Here is a 17,705-nt window from a genome sequence, read left to right as displayed (position 1 = left end):
GTCCGAGGGCCAAGGACCGACTGGTTATACTTGTGGCCATGGAGTCTGTACCCGTGATCATTGCCCGTTTGACTGCCGGACTGCTGTTCCTCGTTTCGCCCGCCCACGCTCAACCAGCGCCACCGCCGGCCGAGCAGATTGCCGGAGCCGTGATGGCCGCGCCGGAGGATCGCCGGGCCGGCGCGAAGGTGCTCGGCTGGGACGCCGCCGGCACGATCGTGACGCTGCGCGAGGGCAGCAACGATCAGGTCTGCCTGGCCGATAACCCGAAGGTCGCAGGCTTCAATGTGGCCTGCTACCACAAGGACCTCGATGCGTTCATGGCGCGCGGGCGCGAGCTGACCGCGCAGGGGATCACCGACGACAAGCAGCGCGACAGCATCCGCTGGAAGGAAGTGGACGACAAGAAGCTGTTGTTGCCGCGCGAGGGCCGGATGCTGGCGATCACCACCGGCAAGTCGTTCGATGCCGCCACCGGCACGGTCGCCGACAGCTACACGCGCTGGGTCATCTACGTCCCGTACGCCACGGGCGAATCGACCGGACTTGGCACCAAGGCCCTCCCGGGTGTGCCGTGGCTGATGGATGGTGGCACCGCCGGCGCACACATCATGATCAGCCCGGTGCGCCCGAAGCAGTAGCGGCTCGCGCGTTCACTGCCGGGCCACATTCTGTTCGATCACGCGGACGTAGACCTGCGTCCGGGTCTTGAGACCGAGCGGTGTCTTCATGCTGATGACCACCGTCACGGTGTTTCCCTCGGCTCCGAGCCGCCACTGTTCCTCAAAGGTGACGCGGCGTTTGACGAAGCCCTGCTTGACCGCCAGCGTGCCGTGCGAAACGAGCGTGCGGTCTCGCCATTCGGCACGCCCGGTCAGCAATGCGCCCTCCGCGGTCGGGGCATCCGGCTCGCCTGTCCCCAGGAACATGACGCGGAGCAGGGCCGCGTCCTGGCTGACGCGCCGCACCCTCACGTAAGCGGTGGTCTGCTCGATTCTGATCGTGTCGGGAGCTGTGGCTGTGGGTCCATCAATGACCCGGACCGCCTGCTCCGGCAGATTGCCGGTACTCTCCTTCAGCGTCCATGAGCCCGACAGGTCGTCCGACGCCACCGCCACTCGAGCGGAGTCCGCGGCCGGGCCGGCTCCCATGAGGACAGCGATCACGGTTGTGACAAGCCACTGGCCACCCGTCCGCGCCACGCCGGCGGCTGTGGCACCGGCGAGGCCGGTCAAGGCATCCATGGCATCAGCTCTCACCGACCAGTGCCCGTCCGTTGCCCGCTTCCTCGACCGTTCGCCCATCACGAATGTGGTAGGTGCGCTTGAAGGTCGGGATGATCTTCTCGTCGTGCGTGACGACAATGATGGCGGTGGCGTACTGGCTCGCCAGTTGATGCAGGATGCGCATGACGGCAAGGCCCCGCTCGCTGTCGAGCGGCGCCGTCGGCTCGTCGGCCAGGATCACCGGCGGCCGGTTGGCGAGGGCCCGGGCAATCGACACCCGCTGCTGCTCGCCGCCAGACAGCTCGGCGGGCAGGGCCTTGGCCCGATGGGCCACGTCGAGGGCCTCCAGCAGCTCTCGGGCACGGGCTCTCGCAGCCGCGTTGGACTGACCGGCCAGCATCGGCAACAGCGCCACGTTGTCGGTGGCGTCGAGAAACGGGATGAGATACGGCGCCTGGAAGATGAAGCCGATCCGGTCGCGGCGCAGGACGCGCAGATCGGCAATCTCCCAACCGCCGTCGTAGATCACCTGGCCACCAAGGGTCATGCGGCCACGGGTCGGTTCGATGACGGCACCCAGGCACTTGAGCAGCGTCGTCTTTCCCGACCCGCTCGGACCGATCAGCCCGACGACCTCACCGGGGGCCACCGACATGTTGACGTCCTTGAGCGCATCGACGGCGGTCGGGCCGTCGCCGTAGCGCTTGCTCAGTCCCTCGATCTGGATGCCCAGGCCCGTCATGTCAGCCGCCAATCGCGGCGCCGGGGTCCACGCGCAGGGCCGCTCGAATTGCCAGCGTGCTGGCGAGCACGCAGACGAGCATCACAATGCCGAAGCCGATGACCGCGTCCAAGGGTTCGAGCAAGACGTAGCGCGGGAACGCCGGGCCCCAGATGGTGGCCGAGATCTTGCCAACGGCAAACCCGATCACGCCCAGCCACAGCGCCTGCTGCAGGATCATGCTGGCGATGGTCGAGTTGTGCGTGCCGATCAGCTTCAGCACCGCGATCTCCCGGATCTTCCCCAGGGTCATCGTGTAAATGATGAACGCCACGATCGCGGCGCTGACGATCGTCAGGATCACCAGGAACATCCCGATCTGTCGTGAGGCAGTGGCGATCAACTTGGCGATCAGGATGTCCTCCATCTGGGCCCGCGTGTAGGCCTCGACGTGCTTCCACCGGCGCAGTTCCGCCGCCACGCGTTCCGGGTCGTGGCCCATGGCCACGCGCACCAGCACGGCATTGACGGTGCGGCCGCTGGTCTGCGATGCCTCGATCGCGTCGAGCAGTCCGGGGACACCGGGGCGATTGAGCGAAGGATTGCCGGCCGTGCGGGCACGCTCGTTCACGATCGCGTCGTTGTCCTTCAGGAACTGCGCCTCCTGCGCGTCCTTGAGCGGGATGAAGACCATCGGGTCGCCGCCCGACGACACCATCCGCCGCGTCAGGCCCACCACGGTGTAGTCGTGGCGCCGGATGCGAATGCGGTCGCCGACCGCGAAGCCAGCGCTCACATCGGCCACCGCTTCGTAGTGGCTGCGCGTCACGCGCCGGCCGGCGATCAGGTAGCGCGGTTCACCCGGCTCGCCCGGCACGAAGCCGACCACCATGGCGCGGACGTCGGTCTCGCCACGGCGGACCTGCATGGTGAGGTAGGTCACGTTGGCGGCCTGCGCGACGCCCGGGATCCCGAGCAGGCTGCGATAGACATCGTCGTGCACGCTGGACGGTTCGGCGTAGGGGCCGAGCGTGTCTTTCTGCACGACCCAGAGGTCGGCGCCACTGTTGTTGAGCAGCACCTTGGCATCGTCCACCATGCCGCGATAGACGCCCGCCATGGTGAAGGTCACACCGATCAGCAGCCCGAGACCAAGACCGGTGAGGACGAACTTGCTCCACGAGTGCAGGATGTCCCGGCCCGCCAGGCTGATCACGGCGTCGCTCCACGCAACGCCGGCACGACCGTGACGCGGCTGCCGGTGTCGAGGTCGCGCTCGCTGTAGACGACCACCGCGTCACCCACCTGAAGCCCCTCGAGAATCTGCACGGTGCCGTCGAGCCCCTCCGCCCCCGTGGTCACGGGCGCGAAACCGAGCTCACCGTCTGCGTACCGCCAGACGCCCTGTTGTGTGCCGCGGTGGCGGAGACTGGCGTTGGGCACGACGACGGCGTCTTTGACGACCGGCAGGGCGAGGGTGACCTCCGCCATCTCTCCGCTCGACACGCCCACTGGCGGGCGATCGAACGCCACCTTCGCGATGCGTTCCTCGGTGACCGCATCGCTGATGGGGTCCACGCGCACCACCGTGCCACTCACCGGATTAAGAGGATCCGCGCGCCGCGTGATGCGAGCGGTCAACCCGGCGCGCAAGCCCGTGGAACGTGCCTGGTCCAGTCGCACACTGATCCAGACGCTGCCAGGGTCCTCCAGCCTGAGGACGGCCTGACCGGCGACGACGGTGGAGCCGGGTTCGGCGTCACGCGCCGTGACGACGCCGTCCACCGGGGCGAGCAGGCGAAGGTTGCTACGCTGCTGTTGCGCCCCTCCGGTGTCGGCCTCGAGGCGGGCGACGTCCCGGCGTGCCGATGCCAGGGTCGCCTCGGCGGCGCTCAGTTGCGCGGCCGCGGACTGCTCGGCCTGTCGCGCCGCGTCCACGGTGCTCTGACTGGTGACGCCGGCAGCGCCCAGGGCTTCGGCCCGGCGCGCCTCGGTCGCGGCAAAGGTGTGGCGGCTCCTGACGTCCCGGACCTGCGCGTCGGCCGTGGTGACGGCGCTCCGGCCCCGATCGGCCGCTGCCGAAGTGGCCGCCACTCGGGTATCGAGATCCACCGGTTCCATCTCGGCCAGCAATTGTCCGGCGGTGACGGTGTCGCCGACGTCGACGAGCACGCGCTTGACGCGCCCGGCGGCGGTCGGGCCGATCAGGTAGGCGCGCCGGGCCTCGACGGTGCCAATGCCGAAGAGCGTGGGGGCCACATCATTCCGCACGACTGGCGTCACTGTCACCGGGATCGGCGCGAGCGGGCCACTCTGCGTGGCCACCCACCCGAGTGCGAGGAGCAGCCCGAGGGCCACCATCGCCACCCACACCTGGCGCGGAACTCTGAAGCCCCATTTCATGACGTCATTGGTCCGTGAACTGGGTCAACAGGATGGAGACCGACGGCGAAGCGACGATCTCATGCACGACGCCGGGCTCGATGGTCACCAGCACGCCAGGCTTCAGTGGCACCGCTCGGCCCTGGCCGGGGAGCGTGAGCGTTCCGCTGCCCGCGACGCAGTGAATGGTGATGGGCACGGGCGCGTTGTGCGCCGCGAGCGTGGCCCCGTTGCGCAGCGTGATCTGGACCAGTGTGCGACGCGGGCCGGTGAACAGCGGCACCACCTGCCTGTCCGTGCCAGGCTCGATCGCCGTCTGCAAATCGAGGATGGTCATGGCGTCCTTCCTGGCGGCAGTGTCCTGGGTGGTGATGCTCGCGGCGTCTTGCGCGCCGGCAGACGCCAGGCCCGTCCCGACCACGACCGTGACCGTGGCCAAAACCGCGACACCTTTGATGAACGTCGAACGAGTGAACATGCTGCCATCTCCGTTTTCAGTATGACGCGCTGGTCACGCCACGCAGTGACTTATGTCACTCGACAGCGAGCCGGCTGGTGCGTGACGGGAGACCGATCTACTCGGACGAGTTGAGGTCGGCTTCCAGGGCTTCACGATCGAGGATGGTGAGCTCTCTCGCTTCGACAGCGATCAATCCCTGCGCCTGGAGCCGGGTGAGGTTTCGCGACACGAGCTCACGCACCGTGCCGACATGCGCGGCGAGTTCCTGGTGACTGGACGGAAGCGTGATGATGGTGCCGCGGCCGGACGGCCGGCCGTTGGCCGTGGCCTGTCGCAGCAGCCAGGAGACGAGGCGCTGGCGCACCGTGGTGAAGGACAACTCTTCGATCACGGCCACGACCCGCCGCTGACGAGCCGCCACGACCTGCAGGATCTTCAGCGCGACCTCCGGCCGTTCCAGGCAGAGCGCGCGCACATCGGCGCGCGAGATGAACAACACCTCGGTGTCGGACATCGCCGAGGCCGACGCTGGATACGGACCGCCGTCGAACACCGGCAGTTCGGCGAAGGAACTCCCCGGTTCCTCCACGGCCAGCACCTGCTCTCGACCAGACGCCGAGGTCTTGAAGATCTTGACCCTGCCGGAAACGAGGACGTAAAGGCCCTGGCAGGCCTCGCCTTCGGCGAACAGCACCTCGCCTTGCGCGTAGCGGCGGAGGTGTGCCCGGCCGGCCAACGACAACAACTCGGCCTGATCCAGGGCAGCAAAGAGCGGCTGCGCCTTGAGACTGACGACGGTACTCGACACGGCTCCTCATCTTGCCATCCATGGAGCGTCGTTGTTCGAAAATTCACGGCGGTAGAATCCGTATGGCGCCCCGTTGGCGCGCTCACGGCCTCGCGTGGGCCGCCACGTGATCCGCGATCAATCGCTGGATGGCGGGTTGCTCGACGGCCAGCACGAGATGGCCGCCCCTGGCGAAGCTCACCAGCCGCGCGCCGGGGATCGAGGCAGCCGCGAATTCGGCGTTGCGATAGAGCTGCAGGGTGTCGTCCCTGGCATGCACGATCAGCGTCGCCACCCGGATCGCGGCGATGCGTTCGTTCGGCATCGCCGCCGTGTTGTCGAAGGTCACGCCGGCCGCGCGCCGCGACACGGGATTCATGCCGTCGATCAGTTCGTCGGCCAGCGCTCGCTGTGCGACGGTCAAGTCTCTAGTCACGTCCGTGGTCACCCCCATGAGCCCGAGGAACCAGCCGCGAAACGCCGACGTGAACGCCCAATAGCAATGGTCGCGTTGAAAGATCGCCGTCAGCGCGTCGCCCTGCCGGTTCGCCTGGGCCTGCGCCGGGTCAGTGGCCGACTTGACGCCGGCCGAGATCAGGGTCAGCGAGGTCACCCGCTCGGGGTGAAGCACCGCGAACAGCAGAGCCGACGGCCCACCGTGCGAGAGCGCCAGCACCGACGCTTGGCGGACGCCCAGATGGTCGAGCAGGTACGCGTAGGCGTGGGCCTGATCGTCGAAGGTCGCGCCAGGGTGAAAGGTCGAGCGCAAGTAGCCGAAACGGGACGGCGCGATCCAGTGGACCCGGTCGCCGAGCGCCGCCCGCGCAAGCAGCTCCCCCTGATCGTACCCGCCGCCGCTCCCGTGCACGACGAGCACCACCGGTCCGCCGCTGCCGCCCTCCGTGTACTCGATGTCGCCCAGGGGCGACGAGACGACCCTGCTCTTCCCTTCGATGCGATCGTAAGCGCGGCGCATGTCGCGCTGGTAGGCGGTCCACGCACCAGCCAGCAGAATCCCGCCAGCGACGGCGGTTCCAAGCAGCACCCGCTTCAGGACCTGCATAGCGAAAACCACGCCACGCTGGCCTCCGCAGCACGTCCTGTGCCAGCGCCGGTAGGGGGCGACTGAACCTGCACAGTGCGTGATTCTCCGAGCGGTGCGAAAAATGCCGCGCCGCGCCCCCGCGGCGAACGTGCCTGGTCGCCCCGTTGCCAGAGCGACGCCGCGACCCGAATCGGCACACACCTTGCTCCGCCCCCAGGTGAGAACGGTGTGCGATGACGACATCTTCACGCGTCAACGTGAGCGACTCTGTGGATCTGGAAGCGCTGGTACAGGCGGCGGCCCTGGCGCCGTCCAGCCACAACACGCAGCCCTGGCTGTTCCGGCTCCACGACCATGTGGTTGACATTCTGGCCGACCGCACGCGTGCCCTGCCGGTCAACGACCCCGACGACCGCGAGTTGACCATCAGCTGCGGCTGTGCCGTGTTCAACCTCCGCGTCGCGGCCGCGGCCCAGGGGCTCGAGGCGACAGTGGACGTCTTTCCGGATGTGGCCGAGTCCGACTGCCTGGCACGAGTGCGACTGGCGCCCACGGCAGTTGCCCAGGCTGACACCGCGCTGTGGGCGGCGCTGACCGAGCGCCGCACCTACCGCCGGAGGTTCGCGGCGACCGCGGTCGCGCCGGAGACGGTGCCCGTGCTCGTGGACGCGGTGACGCGCGAGGGAGCCGCGCTCCACGTGCTCGCGACCGACGACCAGCGGCAGCGTGCGGCCGCGCTCGTCGCCGAGGGCGATCAGGCGCTATGGGCCAATCCGAGCTGGCGGCGGGAGCTGGCCGCCTGGATGCATCCACGCCGCCGGGGCGATGGCCTGACGCTGCCGGCCCTCGCCGTTCCCGTGGCGCAACTGGTGGTGCGGACCTTCGACATGGGGCACGGCGTCGCCGCCAAGGACCGCCAGCTCGCTGACGAATCGCCACTGCTCGCGGTGTTGTCGACCACTGGCGACGAGCCACGCCACTGGGTGGCTGCGGGACAGGCCCTGCAGCGGCTCTTGCTAGAGGGCGTTCGGCATGGCTTGCAGGCGTCGTACTTGAACCAGCCGGTGCAGGTTGCTGCCCTCCGTCCGACGTTGCAGCAGCTCACCGGTCGCCCCGGTTTCGCGCAGTTGCTGCTGAGAATGGGTGTCGCCGCCGACGCTCTGCCCGCGTCACCCCGTCGCGCGGTCGCGGACATCATCGCCAGTTCGTGACCGGAGGTGACCCCTGTGACAGGCGGTCGTATGGCCTCCATCGTCCTGTTCGGAGTGTTGGCCGGGTTCGCTCACTCGGCCCGGCTGTGACATATATCGTCTTTGCTTAATCATGATAAAGTAAACATCATGTTTACCAGGAGCCTGCAGCTGCCGCCGGCGGGCCAAGAGACTTTCTTCCTGTGGGGGCCCCGCCAGACCGGCAAGACCACCCTCCTGAAACAGGCGTACGGCGATGCCGTTTGGGTCGACCTCCTCAAGGCCGACCAATACCGGCGCTACCTGGAGCGTCCGGAGCTCCTGCGCGAAGAGCTGCGGAGCCGGCCTCGTGGTGGACAGGTCGTGATCGACGAGGTGCAAAGGGTGCCGGCCCTCCTGGACGAGGTGCACTGGATGCACGAACACCTCAAGGTGCGCTTCGCCCTGTGCGGGTCGAGCGCGCGCAAGGTCCGGCGAGGTGCTGCCAACCTGCTCGGCGGGCGGGCCGTTCGCTACGAGCTGCATGGATTGACCGCCGCCGAACTGGGCAAGGACTTCGACCTCGTGCGCCTGCTCAATCACGGCTATCTGCCCAGCCTCTTTGGGTCCGCCCGTCCGGAGCGCGCGCTTGCGTCATATGTGGGCGACTATCTCAAGGAAGAAGTGGCAGCCGAAGGATTGGTTCGAAATCTTCCGGTCTTCTCCACCTTCCTCAGCGCAGCCGCACTGTCGGATGGCGACCTCGTCAACTTTGCGAACATTGCGCGCGACTGCGGCGTTTCGGGCCCAACGGTGAAAGGGCACTTCGGCATCCTTGAAGACACGCTGCTCGGGCGCTGGCTGCCCGGCTTCACCAAGCGGCCAAAGCGCCGCGTCGTCGCCGCCCCGAAGTTCTACTTTTCAGACGTCGGCGTCGTCAATCACCTGGCCAGGCGCGGCGTCATGCAGCCCGGGGGCGAACTCTTCGGGAAAGCTTTCGAGAACTGGGTTTTTCACGAACTTGTGGCGGCCAACGCGTATCTCGAGGCCGGCGCGGAACTGCACTATTGGCGTCTCGCCAGCGGCATCGAAGTCGATTTCATCATCGGCAACATGGCGGTGGCCATTGAAGCCAAGGCTACCGCCAGGATTACTTCCGACCACTTCAGGGGCTTGCGCCACCTCCACGAGGATCACCCGCGCGCGCGGCGGATCGTCGTGTGCCTGGAATCCCGGAGACGCACGACCGACGATGGCATCGAGGTGTGGCCCGTGAAGGCCTTTATTGACGAACTGCCCACACTGATGCCGCGTGGAGCGTAGTAACTCCTTGTTGGCAGTCCTGTCCGCACACGACGTGCCCAAATGCGGCACTCGGTTTGCTTCAAGTCCCGGTATGTCAAACAGCGATAAGAAGAATAGCGGTCAGGGTAACTCCGGAGCCGCAGGTGGAAAGAAGAAGGGCCACGGCGGCGGGCAAGGTACGTCGTCTGGCAACTAAGCGCAACGAAGGACTCAATATGACTACTACACAGAACAAGGCGGCTGAGCCGCATCCGCCAGCCAACGCCCCCGGCGACAACAGGGGCGCCGAGGATGTGGACGGCAACAAGGCCGGCGCTGCGGCCGGGAACAAGGCGAAGGGCCCAGATGCGCCCGAGGCGGAAGCCGAATCCAAAGACAAAGACCGGAACCCGCCGAGCTAGCCCCGGTGTCTCATTGAGGACATCGACCTGCCGCCGCTCTTGGTAGGTTGAAAGTGCGCACCGTGCGCAAGTTCATGGGCGCGAAGTCTGAGCGAGGTTCCAATGTCGACACTGCCGCCAGCCAAGGACGGCCCGCCGTCCGAGAGTCGTCGTCAAGCGGCCGAAGTCGGCCGCGCGAGCGCCGAGCAAGATCGCCAGCAGGCGGAGGATGTTCGGGAGGTCAGCGAAGAGGGCCGTCGCGACGCCGAGCAAGGCCGCAGCGAGGCCGAGTCCGTCCAATCCGATACGGAGTCCGCTCGGCAGGAAGCCGAGCGCTTTCGGGCACTCGCCGAAGAAGCGCGCGAGATGCGCGACCAGCACCGGGAGGCGCTCGAAGCGGTTCGGCAGGACCAGGAGCGTCTTCGAGAAGCTGCCGAGTCGGCACGGACGGCCGGCGAGGAAGCCCGCCACGCCGCCGAGGAGGCGCGCCAGGCGACCGTCGCGTCAGTGCACGCGACCGCCGACTCCATGCAATCGACGCTCGAGCAGATGAAGACGGTCGAAGAGATGCGCAGGACCCTGCGCGAGATCCGCGATCTGCAGAAGCTCGAGCCGCACTGACGCCACGGGGTTCCGCGCTCAGCCGGGAACCGCCGGGGCCGTTCCCCCCCGCAGGCGCGCGGCGACCAGGTCACTGATGAACGTCGCGAACGGAGTGATGTCCTGGCGGACGCTCGCCGATTCCAGCGCCGGCAGATAATCGCCGAGCCTTTCGACCGGAATGACGGTCCACGGATAGCCGCCCGACGCCAGCATCAGATTCATGAGAAACCGCCCCATCCTGCCGTTGCCATCCATGTAGGGATGAATGTAAACGAACACGAAAGGTCCGAGCACCACCCTCACCGCCGGCTCGGGTTCGTTGGCAAGCAGATCGAACAAGACCGGCAGGCAATCCCGGACCGCCTCTCGTGGTAACGGGACGTGCATGGAACGCCGGATGTACACGGGTCCCGTTCGATAACCGGCCAGATCAGCCGCGCGGATGATGCCGGCCGTGACGCTTGGCCCAAACAGTTGGCGGTACCAATCACCGTGGTCGTCGCGGACGATCTCGCCGGCGTTGCTTCCGCCAAGCACCTTCCGGACACTCGTCTTCACACTGGTGAACGCGTCGAAGTAGCCACGCGCGGCGAGCGCATCTCGGCTCTGGCGGTCCGGTGTGTTCTCCGCCGGGTTCCAGGATCCGCTTCGCACCCGTTCAATCAGCTCCGCGTTGACGCGATAACCCTCGATGGAAAGAGAGTGATACGCATCCGCGATATACGCGTCGTCGACCGCCCTGAGATAGGCATCGCGGTTGCCAGGAATTCCCGGTGCCACCGGGAAGACATCGAGGACGGGTGTCCTCATCGCGTCCCACATCAAGCGGACGCGATTGACATACGGCGAGACCGCGCGCGTCGCCACCATCGTCCGGCGATCGATGAACGGATCGCTCTCGTTGACCGTATAGCCAGCCTTCTCCATCGTCTTGACGATGTCGTCAGCGATTCGTGATTCGCCGAGGTTTCGGAAGGCGCCCGCCAGCCGGCCGGCAATCGTGCTGTGGCCGCCCTCGAGCAACAGCGCCAGGATGTCCGACGCGTCTTTCACGCTCGCCATGGCGGCACGGACATCCGTGGACGCGCGCTGGAAAAACTGTTCAGTGACGCTGGTCAGAGCCGCCGGCACCGAAAACAGCCGCAGCCCCTCGATGACGTTGACCTCGGTGGCCGGGGGCATCGCGTTTCGCACATCGAACAGGGATGTGCCGTGCGGAAGCGCCGTGGGCTTGTTGCCTCCTCTTGGTGTCCGAACCACCAATTGGCCGGGGACGGTGCGGTTGCCACCCTGAAGCGCCAGCGACTGCTCGGGCGAGAGACACCACTCGTCGCCGAAACGGGCGGTCAGGTACGAGGCGCAGAAGTCCCAAAAGGACGCATACCATGCGGTGCTGTCTCCCGGAGCTTCATCGGGACGCGCCGGGACGTACCAGCCCTTCATCACCTCGCGGAGAAAGCCGTTCTGGACCAAGCGTTGCCGGTGAGTACGGCTCAGGTCTCCCGACCGGATCGCCACACTGCCGCGGCTCTGCAGTTCGCGCAGGGCGTCGAGGGAATCAGCGAGTTTTTCTGGCGGGGACGGCATAGAAAATAGGTTATTGCGTCGCATTTACAATAGGTTTTCATGTTTTATCATTAATAGGTTTTCATGTCTATCGGCCATGGTTGCGGCACCTAAAATTCCGCGAGCCGGGGATTTTTCGCAGTAGTTCTGGGGCTGATGGCCATTCTTGGGGACATTTGGGCCTCACGGCTGATGGCACGCACGTTGCGGCAGGTGGTCGCGTGGCTTCCGATCAGGCGGCGGTCGATCGGCTGGTCCAGGCGGCGGCATGGGCGGGAGTCAACACCGCCTTCGGCGCCCTCGGCCGCATCGTCATCTGCCTGGACGCCGGTTTCCGCGTGCTGCACGCGTCGCCGATGCTCGACGAGTTGTTCGGCGCCGGGACCGCGCAGGCGGCGGAGCGACGGGCTGTGGCCGATCTGCTCGGCGACGACCTGTTCGGCCCCGACGGCACGCTGCGCCGCGCGCTAGCAGGCGGGGAGCGGCGCGAGGGCTGGCGGGCCTTGCTGGCGCTTGGCGGGGAACGGCCACGGCTGATGTCCATCAGCGCCGCACCGGTGGCCTCGGCAGACGGCGTCTGCGACACCCGCATCCGGTATCTGCTTGTGATGCGGCCTGCTGAAGACGAAGGCGCTGCCGGCGACACGCCCGTGGTGTTCGGCGAGATGGTGGCGCGGTCGCCGTCGATGCTGCGGATCTTCCGCCTCGTGGACAATCTGCGCGACAGCGAGCCGACGGTCCTGCTCACCGGCGAGAGCGGCACGGGGAAGGAAGTGCTGGCGCGCGCGATCCACGGCCGCTCGCCTCGCTGGAACGGCCCGTTCGTGGCGGTGAACTGCGCCGCGCTGCCGGGCGAACTGCTCGAGACCGAGATGTTCGGCCACGTGCGCGGCGCCTTCACCGGCGCGGTCCGCGACCGCGAGGGCCGGTTCGAGGCCGCCAGCGGCGGGACGCTCTTCCTCGACGAGATTGGCGACATGCCGCTGCCGATGCAGGTAAAGCTGCTGCGCGTCCTGCACGCGCGGACCTTCGAGCGCGTCGGGGAAAGCCGGACGCGGCACACCGACGCCCGCATCATCGCCGCCACCAACGCGAGCCTGGCCCAGGCGATCGCCGAAGGGCGCTTCCGTGAAGATTTCTACTATCGCCTGCGCGTCGTCGCGATCGAGGTGCCCCCACTTCGCGACCGCCTCGAGGACATCGAGCCGCTCGCCATCCAGGTGCTCGGCCGCGTCTGCGACGCGCACGGCCGCGTGCTGCGGTTCTCGCCGAACGCCCTGGAGGTGCTGCTCCGGTATCGCTGGCCGGGCAACGTCCGGGAGCTCGAGAACGTCCTGGAGTACGCCGTCGCGGTCGCCCGGGGGCAGACCATCCAGCGCGAGGACCTGCCCGACGTGCTCTTCGCGCCGGCGCCAACAGCGCCGGGGGCGCCGCCCGTGACGGCGGCCGCGCGCACGGGAGGCGACGATGCCGCGCTCGCGGCAGCGCTCGACGCGCACCACTGGCGGCGCGCCGAGACGGCGCGTGCCCTCGGCATCAGCCGCGCGACGCTGTGGCGCCGCATGCGCGAAGCCGGCCTCGAGTCCTGAGACATCCTGTCGCAGCCGTGCAACGTTTTGTTGCGACGCCACGTTGCGCGCCCGGCGACCAGGCCGCATCTCACGCGCGAATCCGACGGCACCTGACTTGCTGTTCAACGGCAATCAGGAACTCATATGAGTCATACCCGTACCGCGCTCCTCTGCCTGGCGGGCTTCTTCATGGCGTCGTCCGCGGTCATCACGCAGACGGCTCCTCCCACGGCAACGGTCGTGGGACAAGAGGCCTGCGCCACGTGCCATGAGGAAGTTGTCCGTCAGTTCGACCGATCCCAACACGGCGCCCTTGCTGCCTTCGAGACGCGAGGCCTGCCCTCGCGCTGCGAATCGTGTCACGGTCCGGGCAGCCTCCACGCCGAGAGTGGCGACAAGGCGCTGATTCGTACCTTCGAAGTGGCGGACGATCCCGCGTCCGTCAAGGCCTGCCTGACCTGCCACCGGCAGGACAAGGCCATGGCGTGGGCGGGCAGCGTGCATTCGACGTCGGGCGTGGGCTGCGGCTCGTGCCACACGGTGCATCAATCGCGGCAGGTGGCGGGCGCCCTGACGAGGGCCGATGGCCTCAAGCCGGTGCACTCCACGGCCCCCGCACCGAAGAACGCCCTCGTGAAACAAGACAGCCCGCTCGGCAAGGGCGAGGCCCAGACCTGCTATAAATGCCACAAGGAACAGCGCGCCCAATTCGCGCAGAGCTCGCACCACCCGGTGCGCGAGGGCCTGATGTCGTGCAGCTCGTGTCACGAAGTGCACGGCCGCAATCTGAGCCTGATCAAGACTGACGAGCGCATCAACGACCTGTGCACCACCTGCCACGCCAAGCAGGCCGGCCCCTTCGTCTTCGAGCACGCGCCTGTCACCGAGAGCTGCCTCACCTGTCACGCGCCGCACGGGACCGTGGCGAACAACCTGCTCAAGCAGGGTGAGCCCTTCCTGTGCCTGCAGTGTCACGAGATGCATTTCCACAACGCGCGCGTGGCGCCCACGGTTCCCTACAGCCTGCCGACGGGCGGCTCCAGCAATCCCAACGGCAACCTGAGCTTCATGGCGGCGTTCAACACCCGCTGCAGCAATTGCCACAACAAGGTGCACGGCTCCGACATGCCCTCGCAGGGCGTCTCGGGTCGCGGCAAGGGCCTGACCAAGTGAGGAGGATCACCATGCGCTCGCGAATCACCAGCGTGGTCGCCACGGCGGTGGCGACGCTCGTTCTTGCTCAGCCCCTGGCCGCCCAGACCCCGGCGCCGGCTCCGGCGCCGACCGCCCCCGCTTCCGCCCCGGCTTGGGAGGGCATGTTTTCCCTCGGCGGCTCCGGTTTCTCCACCGACGGCTACCAGGGCCGCGTGGCTGAGTATCGAGTAACCGATAAAGACGCCCTGGCATCAATCACCGCCCTGCTGTGGGGCGAGAAGAACGGGTTCCGATACGACATCACCGCCATCAACGGCGGCGACTCGCGCGGCCAGAACTACGCGGCCTCGGTGGACATCAAGCGGATCCTGAAGGCGCACGTCACCTACCGCAGCCTGCCCCACCGGCTCGACCACGACACGCTCGACTACGTGGACGGCGGCTCCGGCATCGGCGGCACCTTCATCGTCCGCCACGACGACACCGATCCCACGGCGCAGTACGAGATGAAATACGGCGACCTCACGGCCGGCGTGGACCTGAACCTCAAGAACATGACCTTCTTCCTGGGCCACGAACGCCAGACCCGAGGCGGCTCGCACCAGGTGATGACCGTGGCGCACTGCGCCAACTGCCACACGGTGGCCTTCACCAAGAGGTACGAGGAGGTGACGCGCACCCTCACGGCCGGTGCCCGCCTCTCGCTCTCCGCCTTCACCGCGGAGTACACGTTCACCGATCGTGACTACGAGGACAGCGGCGCCAACCCGCTGTTCCAGTACGACAATGCCATCCAGCCCGCCACGCTGCAGGACATCTTCCTCAACCGCGTGCAGTACGACGATGCGAACGGGTTGTTGCCGGTCTCGTCGGATCCGGCCATCCACAAGTACAGCAACACGCTGCGCGCCCGACTCGCCATGAAGGACGCGTCGCTCTCGGGCACCTTCACGCAGTCGCACACCGAAAACGTGGACCAGAACCTGGCCTACGACTACACCGGCGGCTCCACGCGGCTGTTCGTGCCCCTCGGCAAGAAGATGTCGGTGAAGGCCGACTTCCGCCGCTACTCGCTCGAGAACGACAGTGTGTTCGTGGACGTGGTGGAGCAAACCACGCCGGCCGGCCTCTCGGCCGGCCTCACCTATTCGCAGGCGTTCCCCACGGCGTTTCCGGCGACCTTCGACTTCGTTCGCGAATCGTCCATGAATCGCACGCCCACGGAGTTTGGCGTCGAGCTGAGCGCCCAGCCGGCCAGGCGCACCTTCCTGCGGTTTGGCTACGGCTTCGAGGCCGTCGAGCGTGAGTACTTCGAGGTGGAGAAGACCACCACCCACACCCTGTACGCCGCCGGGAGGAGCGCCATCAACAAGCAGGTGAACGCGCGGTTCCGCGTGCAGTTCGAGAATACCGAGGATCCCTTCCTGCACCACAAGGCCGCGATTCCGGCCGTGCTGCAGCCAACGCCCAGTCCCGGCCTCTCGCCGCTCACGGGCCTGCAGTACTACACGATGTACCAATCGCGCCAGGCCGACCTCACGTCGTTCCCCACGCAGAGCCTGTTCGCGGAGGGCCTGCTGACGGTGACGCCGAACGAGCGGCTGGCGATTACCGGGCACTACCGGTGGCGCGACAGCCAGAACGACGCGCTCGGTTTCTCGGAATGGGGACGCATGACCAGCGCACCTGGGGTGGACATCTGGTTTGCCGCCGACGACAAGTGGGCGCTCACAGCGGGCTACGTTTACCAGAAGGAGCAACTGGAGACGCTCTTCAGCACGCTCGCGTTTTCTGGTTGAGCGGCCGGCATCACGGGGGGCCAGTTTGGCTCCCGCACCGACATGGCCGGCTATGACAACACCAGCAGCAGCGCCTGGATGGGCATTCAGGCCTACCCCACGGCGCGCGCCGAGGTGTTCGCCAACTTCGCGTGGAACCGCGCGGTGGCGACGATTACCGACTTCGCCTACGACGGGGGTGAGTACACCGCGCAGATGGTGGGACTCGACTACCCGCTGCACTCGGCGACGATGGCCTCATTCTCGAACCTCGAGTTCACGAGAATTGGCGTGAACGGCGGGATGAACTTCCGGGTCTCGGACCCGCTCGTCGTGAATGTGACGGTGGACTACAGCAAGTACGACGACAAGGAGCCGTACCTGTTCAGCGTGACCGGGAGCCACGCGCGGGTCTTTGGCGGGGTGACCTGGGTGTTCTGACCCGGGTGGCTCGGCAGGTCCGCACCCAAAATGGCCGGGGTATGAGCCCCGGCCATTCCCTTTTCCAGGCGAAACGTCCTCGAACCCTGTTGACTTATGGCAAGAGACCGGTCCAGACTCCATCGGTACGGCGGTTCTTGCGCCCTCCCCATCGTTTGCCCCAGGAGTCCACCATGAGACGTTACGCAGTCGCTCTCTCCGTCTGCATCGGCCTCGCGCTGTCCTCGTCAGTATTCGCCCAGGCCAGGAAGGCCGACGTCTGCCACGCGAGTGGCAACGGGGCTTTCCAGAAAATCAATGTCAGCTTGAACGCGGTGACCGCTCACCGCGCGCATGGCGACGCGCTGCCGGGCGAAGGCATCCCGGGCCTGCCGGGCTACGACTTCGACGCGGACTGCGCCGCAGTGCTGGCGCAGCCGGATTTCTTCGCTTTCTACATCCGCAACAACGACAGGACGACAGAGGAGCCATGGGACTTTGACCTGAGCATCGTGGAGAATGCCGAGGGCGACGGCTTCCATGCGAAGACGCCCCGTGAAGGACAGAAGGTTGGCTACGGCACGAACTTCTTCGACGGCGTCCAAATCAACAGCCTCGAATCAACGGACTGGGACAAGGTGAGCGGGGCCGCCAATCCGGCCTACCTGAACATCTGGGTGACCGACGGAACCAACTACGCAATCATCGGGTCGGAGAACGACTACCGCGGGACCGCTTTCCAGACCCGCACCGAATGGAAGGTGCACGAGACGAACACCAATGACCTGGGCTGGTTGTGCAGCACCGGTCCGGCCACGCGAGTGGCTCAGTACCTGCTCTGCAATGGCGCCAACGCGACGCTGGCGAGCATCCCGAACAACGTGACGATCATGAGTCCCCCGGGCTTCCCGTGGCCGCACGTAGGTAGCGGGGCGCCGCGCGGCGGCTACGGGTTCAACGTGATCTACGGTGACACCGAGGCAAATTTCCTCGGCAGCTACCAACTGAACAACCTCAGCATCACGGTCGGCGGGACCACGTACTTCGCGCAGTAGCACGAGGTCGGATTGGCGCGGCGGGCGAGCGAAAGGCTCGTCCGTCGCGCCACCCTTGACATATATCAAGACATCGCTAGAC

Annotated in this window: 18 protein-coding genes; 10 read left to right on the top strand and 8 right to left on the bottom strand. The window is 66.8% G+C overall.

Annotated elements, in window-relative coordinates; genetic code table 11:
• Window positions 1–38: 38 nt before the first annotated feature.
• Window positions 39–641: a hypothetical protein gene (locus tag Q8T13_20500; GenBank protein ID MDP3720150.1), complete on the top strand. Its 603-nt coding sequence runs from the start codon at window positions 39–41 to the stop codon at window positions 639–641.
• Between the two features lie 12 nt (window positions 642–653).
• On the opposite strand, the gene Q8T13_20495 is transcribed toward Q8T13_20500, so the two are convergent.
• The 7 genes from Q8T13_20495 to Q8T13_20465 all read right to left on the bottom strand — a co-directional run bounded on the left by Q8T13_20495 (window position 654) and on the right by Q8T13_20465 (window position 6,639).
• On the bottom strand, window positions 654–1,244 hold the full coding sequence (locus Q8T13_20495; protein MDP3720149.1) for a hypothetical protein: 591 nt from the start codon (window positions 1,242–1,244) through the stop codon (window positions 654–656).
• Window positions 1,245–1,248: 4 nt separating this feature from the next.
• Complete coding sequence (locus Q8T13_20490) at window positions 1,249–1,968, bottom strand: ABC transporter ATP-binding protein (GenBank protein ID MDP3720148.1); 720 nt, start codon at window positions 1,966–1,968, stop codon at window positions 1,249–1,251.
• A gap of 1 nt (window position 1,969) precedes the next feature.
• Entirely contained in the window at window positions 1,970–3,163 is a 1,194-nt protein-coding gene (locus tag Q8T13_20485) for an ABC transporter permease (protein MDP3720147.1), read from the bottom strand.
• The gene (locus Q8T13_20480) at window positions 3,160–4,350 is read right to left on the bottom strand and encodes an efflux RND transporter periplasmic adaptor subunit (protein ID MDP3720146.1); all 1,191 of its coding nucleotides are present in this window, start codon (window positions 4,348–4,350) and stop codon (window positions 3,160–3,162) included. The genes Q8T13_20485 and Q8T13_20480 overlap by 4 nt, the downstream gene beginning before the upstream one ends.
• A gap of 4 nt (window positions 4,351–4,354) precedes the next feature.
• Window positions 4,355–4,807 (bottom strand): hypothetical protein, encoded by a 453-nt coding sequence (locus tag Q8T13_20475; protein MDP3720145.1) that lies wholly within the window; start codon window positions 4,805–4,807, stop codon window positions 4,355–4,357.
• 97 nt (window positions 4,808–4,904) lie between these two features.
• Entirely contained in the window at window positions 4,905–5,597 is a 693-nt protein-coding gene (locus tag Q8T13_20470) for a Crp/Fnr family transcriptional regulator (GenBank protein MDP3720144.1), read from the bottom strand.
• Between the two features lie 82 nt (window positions 5,598–5,679).
• Window positions 5,680–6,639 carry an alpha/beta hydrolase gene (locus Q8T13_20465; protein MDP3720143.1) on the bottom strand — a complete coding sequence of 320 codons (960 nt, stop codon included), beginning with the start codon at window positions 6,637–6,639 and terminating at the stop codon, window positions 5,680–5,682.
• 215 nt (window positions 6,640–6,854) lie between these two features.
• Here Q8T13_20465 and Q8T13_20460 point away from each other — a divergent pair, with 215 nt between their 5' ends.
• The 4 genes from Q8T13_20460 to Q8T13_20445 all read left to right on the top strand — a co-directional run bounded on the left by Q8T13_20460 (window position 6,855) and on the right by Q8T13_20445 (window position 10,096).
• Window positions 6,855–7,832 carry a nitroreductase gene (locus Q8T13_20460; GenBank protein MDP3720142.1) on the top strand — a complete coding sequence of 326 codons (978 nt, stop codon included), beginning with the start codon at window positions 6,855–6,857 and terminating at the stop codon, window positions 7,830–7,832.
• 129 nt (window positions 7,833–7,961) lie between these two features.
• The gene (locus tag Q8T13_20455) at window positions 7,962–9,113 is read left to right on the top strand and encodes an AAA family ATPase (protein ID MDP3720141.1); all 1,152 of its coding nucleotides are present in this window, start codon (window positions 7,962–7,964) and stop codon (window positions 9,111–9,113) included.
• Window positions 9,114–9,310: 197 nt separating this feature from the next.
• Window positions 9,311–9,496: a hypothetical protein gene (locus tag Q8T13_20450; GenBank protein MDP3720140.1), complete on the top strand. Its 186-nt coding sequence runs from the start codon at window positions 9,311–9,313 to the stop codon at window positions 9,494–9,496.
• Between the two features lie 102 nt (window positions 9,497–9,598).
• On the top strand, window positions 9,599–10,096 hold the full coding sequence (locus Q8T13_20445; protein MDP3720139.1) for a hypothetical protein: 498 nt from the start codon (window positions 9,599–9,601) through the stop codon (window positions 10,094–10,096).
• Window positions 10,097–10,114: 18 nt separating this feature from the next.
• Here Q8T13_20445 and Q8T13_20440 read toward each other — a convergent pair whose 3' ends face one another.
• Window positions 10,115–11,689, bottom strand: coding sequence for a Fic family protein (locus tag Q8T13_20440; GenBank protein ID MDP3720138.1), 1,575 nt, complete (start codon window positions 11,687–11,689; stop codon window positions 10,115–10,117).
• 176 nt (window positions 11,690–11,865) lie between these two features.
• On the opposite strand from Q8T13_20440, the gene Q8T13_20435 reads away from it, so the two are divergent.
• The 5 genes from Q8T13_20435 (at window position 11,866) to Q8T13_20415 (ending at window position 17,623) form a co-directional block, all read left to right on the top strand.
• A complete protein-coding gene (locus Q8T13_20435; GenBank protein MDP3720137.1) occupies window positions 11,866–13,233 on the top strand; it encodes a sigma 54-interacting transcriptional regulator in 1,368 nt (455 codons plus the stop codon).
• Between the two features lie 126 nt (window positions 13,234–13,359).
• Window positions 13,360–14,388: a GSU2203 family decaheme c-type cytochrome gene (locus Q8T13_20430; protein MDP3720136.1), complete on the top strand. Its 1,029-nt coding sequence runs from the start codon at window positions 13,360–13,362 to the stop codon at window positions 14,386–14,388.
• An 11-nt stretch (window positions 14,389–14,399) separates the two neighbouring features.
• Entirely contained in the window at window positions 14,400–16,169 is a 1,770-nt protein-coding gene (locus Q8T13_20425; GenBank protein ID MDP3720135.1) for a GSU2204 family CXXCH-containing (seleno)protein, read from the top strand.
• A gap of 42 nt (window positions 16,170–16,211) precedes the next feature.
• Window positions 16,212–16,589, top strand: a complete 378-nt coding sequence (locus Q8T13_20420) for a hypothetical protein (protein MDP3720134.1) — start codon at window positions 16,212–16,214, stop codon at window positions 16,587–16,589.
• A gap of 173 nt (window positions 16,590–16,762) precedes the next feature.
• Window positions 16,763–17,623 carry a hypothetical protein gene (locus Q8T13_20415; protein MDP3720133.1) on the top strand — a complete coding sequence of 287 codons (861 nt, stop codon included), beginning with the start codon at window positions 16,763–16,765 and terminating at the stop codon, window positions 17,621–17,623.
• Window positions 17,624–17,705: the final 82 nt, after the last annotated feature.

It is taken from the genome of Acidobacteriota bacterium (assembly GCA_030697165.1).
Classification (GTDB): domain Bacteria; phylum Acidobacteriota; class Vicinamibacteria; order Vicinamibacterales; family UBA2999; genus 12-FULL-67-14b.
This window is presented reverse-complemented; position numbering and strand designations above follow the sequence as displayed.

Bases quoted from the DNA above. Each gene is read 5' to 3' on its own strand.
- Q8T13_20500 (MDP3720150.1), top strand. From the start codon at position 39: ATGGAGTCTGTACCCGTGATCATTGCCCGTTTGACTGCCGGACTGCTG.
- Q8T13_20495 (MDP3720149.1), bottom strand. From the start codon at position 1,244: ATGGATGCCTTGACCGGCCTCGCCGGTGCCACAGCCGCCGGCGTGGCG.
- Q8T13_20490 (MDP3720148.1), bottom strand. From the start codon at position 1,968: ATGACGGGCCTGGGCATCCAGATCGAGGGACTGAGCAAGCGCTACGGC.
- Q8T13_20480 (MDP3720146.1), bottom strand. From the start codon at position 4,350: ATGAAATGGGGCTTCAGAGTTCCGCGCCAGGTGTGGGTGGCGATGGTG.
- Q8T13_20475 (MDP3720145.1), bottom strand. From the start codon at position 4,807: ATGTTCACTCGTTCGACGTTCATCAAAGGTGTCGCGGTTTTGGCCACG.
- Q8T13_20465 (MDP3720143.1), bottom strand. From the start codon at position 6,639: ATGCAGGTCCTGAAGCGGGTGCTGCTTGGAACCGCCGTCGCTGGCGGG.
- Q8T13_20460 (MDP3720142.1), top strand. From the start codon at position 6,855: ATGACGACATCTTCACGCGTCAACGTGAGCGACTCTGTGGATCTGGAA.
- Q8T13_20455 (MDP3720141.1), top strand. From the start codon at position 7,962: ATGTTTACCAGGAGCCTGCAGCTGCCGCCGGCGGGCCAAGAGACTTTC.
- Q8T13_20450 (MDP3720140.1), top strand. From the start codon at position 9,311: ATGACTACTACACAGAACAAGGCGGCTGAGCCGCATCCGCCAGCCAAC.
- Q8T13_20445 (MDP3720139.1), top strand. From the start codon at position 9,599: ATGTCGACACTGCCGCCAGCCAAGGACGGCCCGCCGTCCGAGAGTCGT.
- Q8T13_20440 (MDP3720138.1), bottom strand. From the start codon at position 11,689: ATGCGACGCAATAACCTATTTTCTATGCCGTCCCCGCCAGAAAAACTC.
- Q8T13_20430 (MDP3720136.1), top strand. From the start codon at position 13,360: ATGAGTCATACCCGTACCGCGCTCCTCTGCCTGGCGGGCTTCTTCATG.
- Q8T13_20425 (MDP3720135.1), top strand. From the start codon at position 14,400: ATGCGCTCGCGAATCACCAGCGTGGTCGCCACGGCGGTGGCGACGCTC.
- Q8T13_20420 (MDP3720134.1), top strand. From the start codon at position 16,212: ATGGCCGGCTATGACAACACCAGCAGCAGCGCCTGGATGGGCATTCAG.
- Q8T13_20415 (MDP3720133.1), top strand. From the start codon at position 16,763: ATGAGACGTTACGCAGTCGCTCTCTCCGTCTGCATCGGCCTCGCGCTG.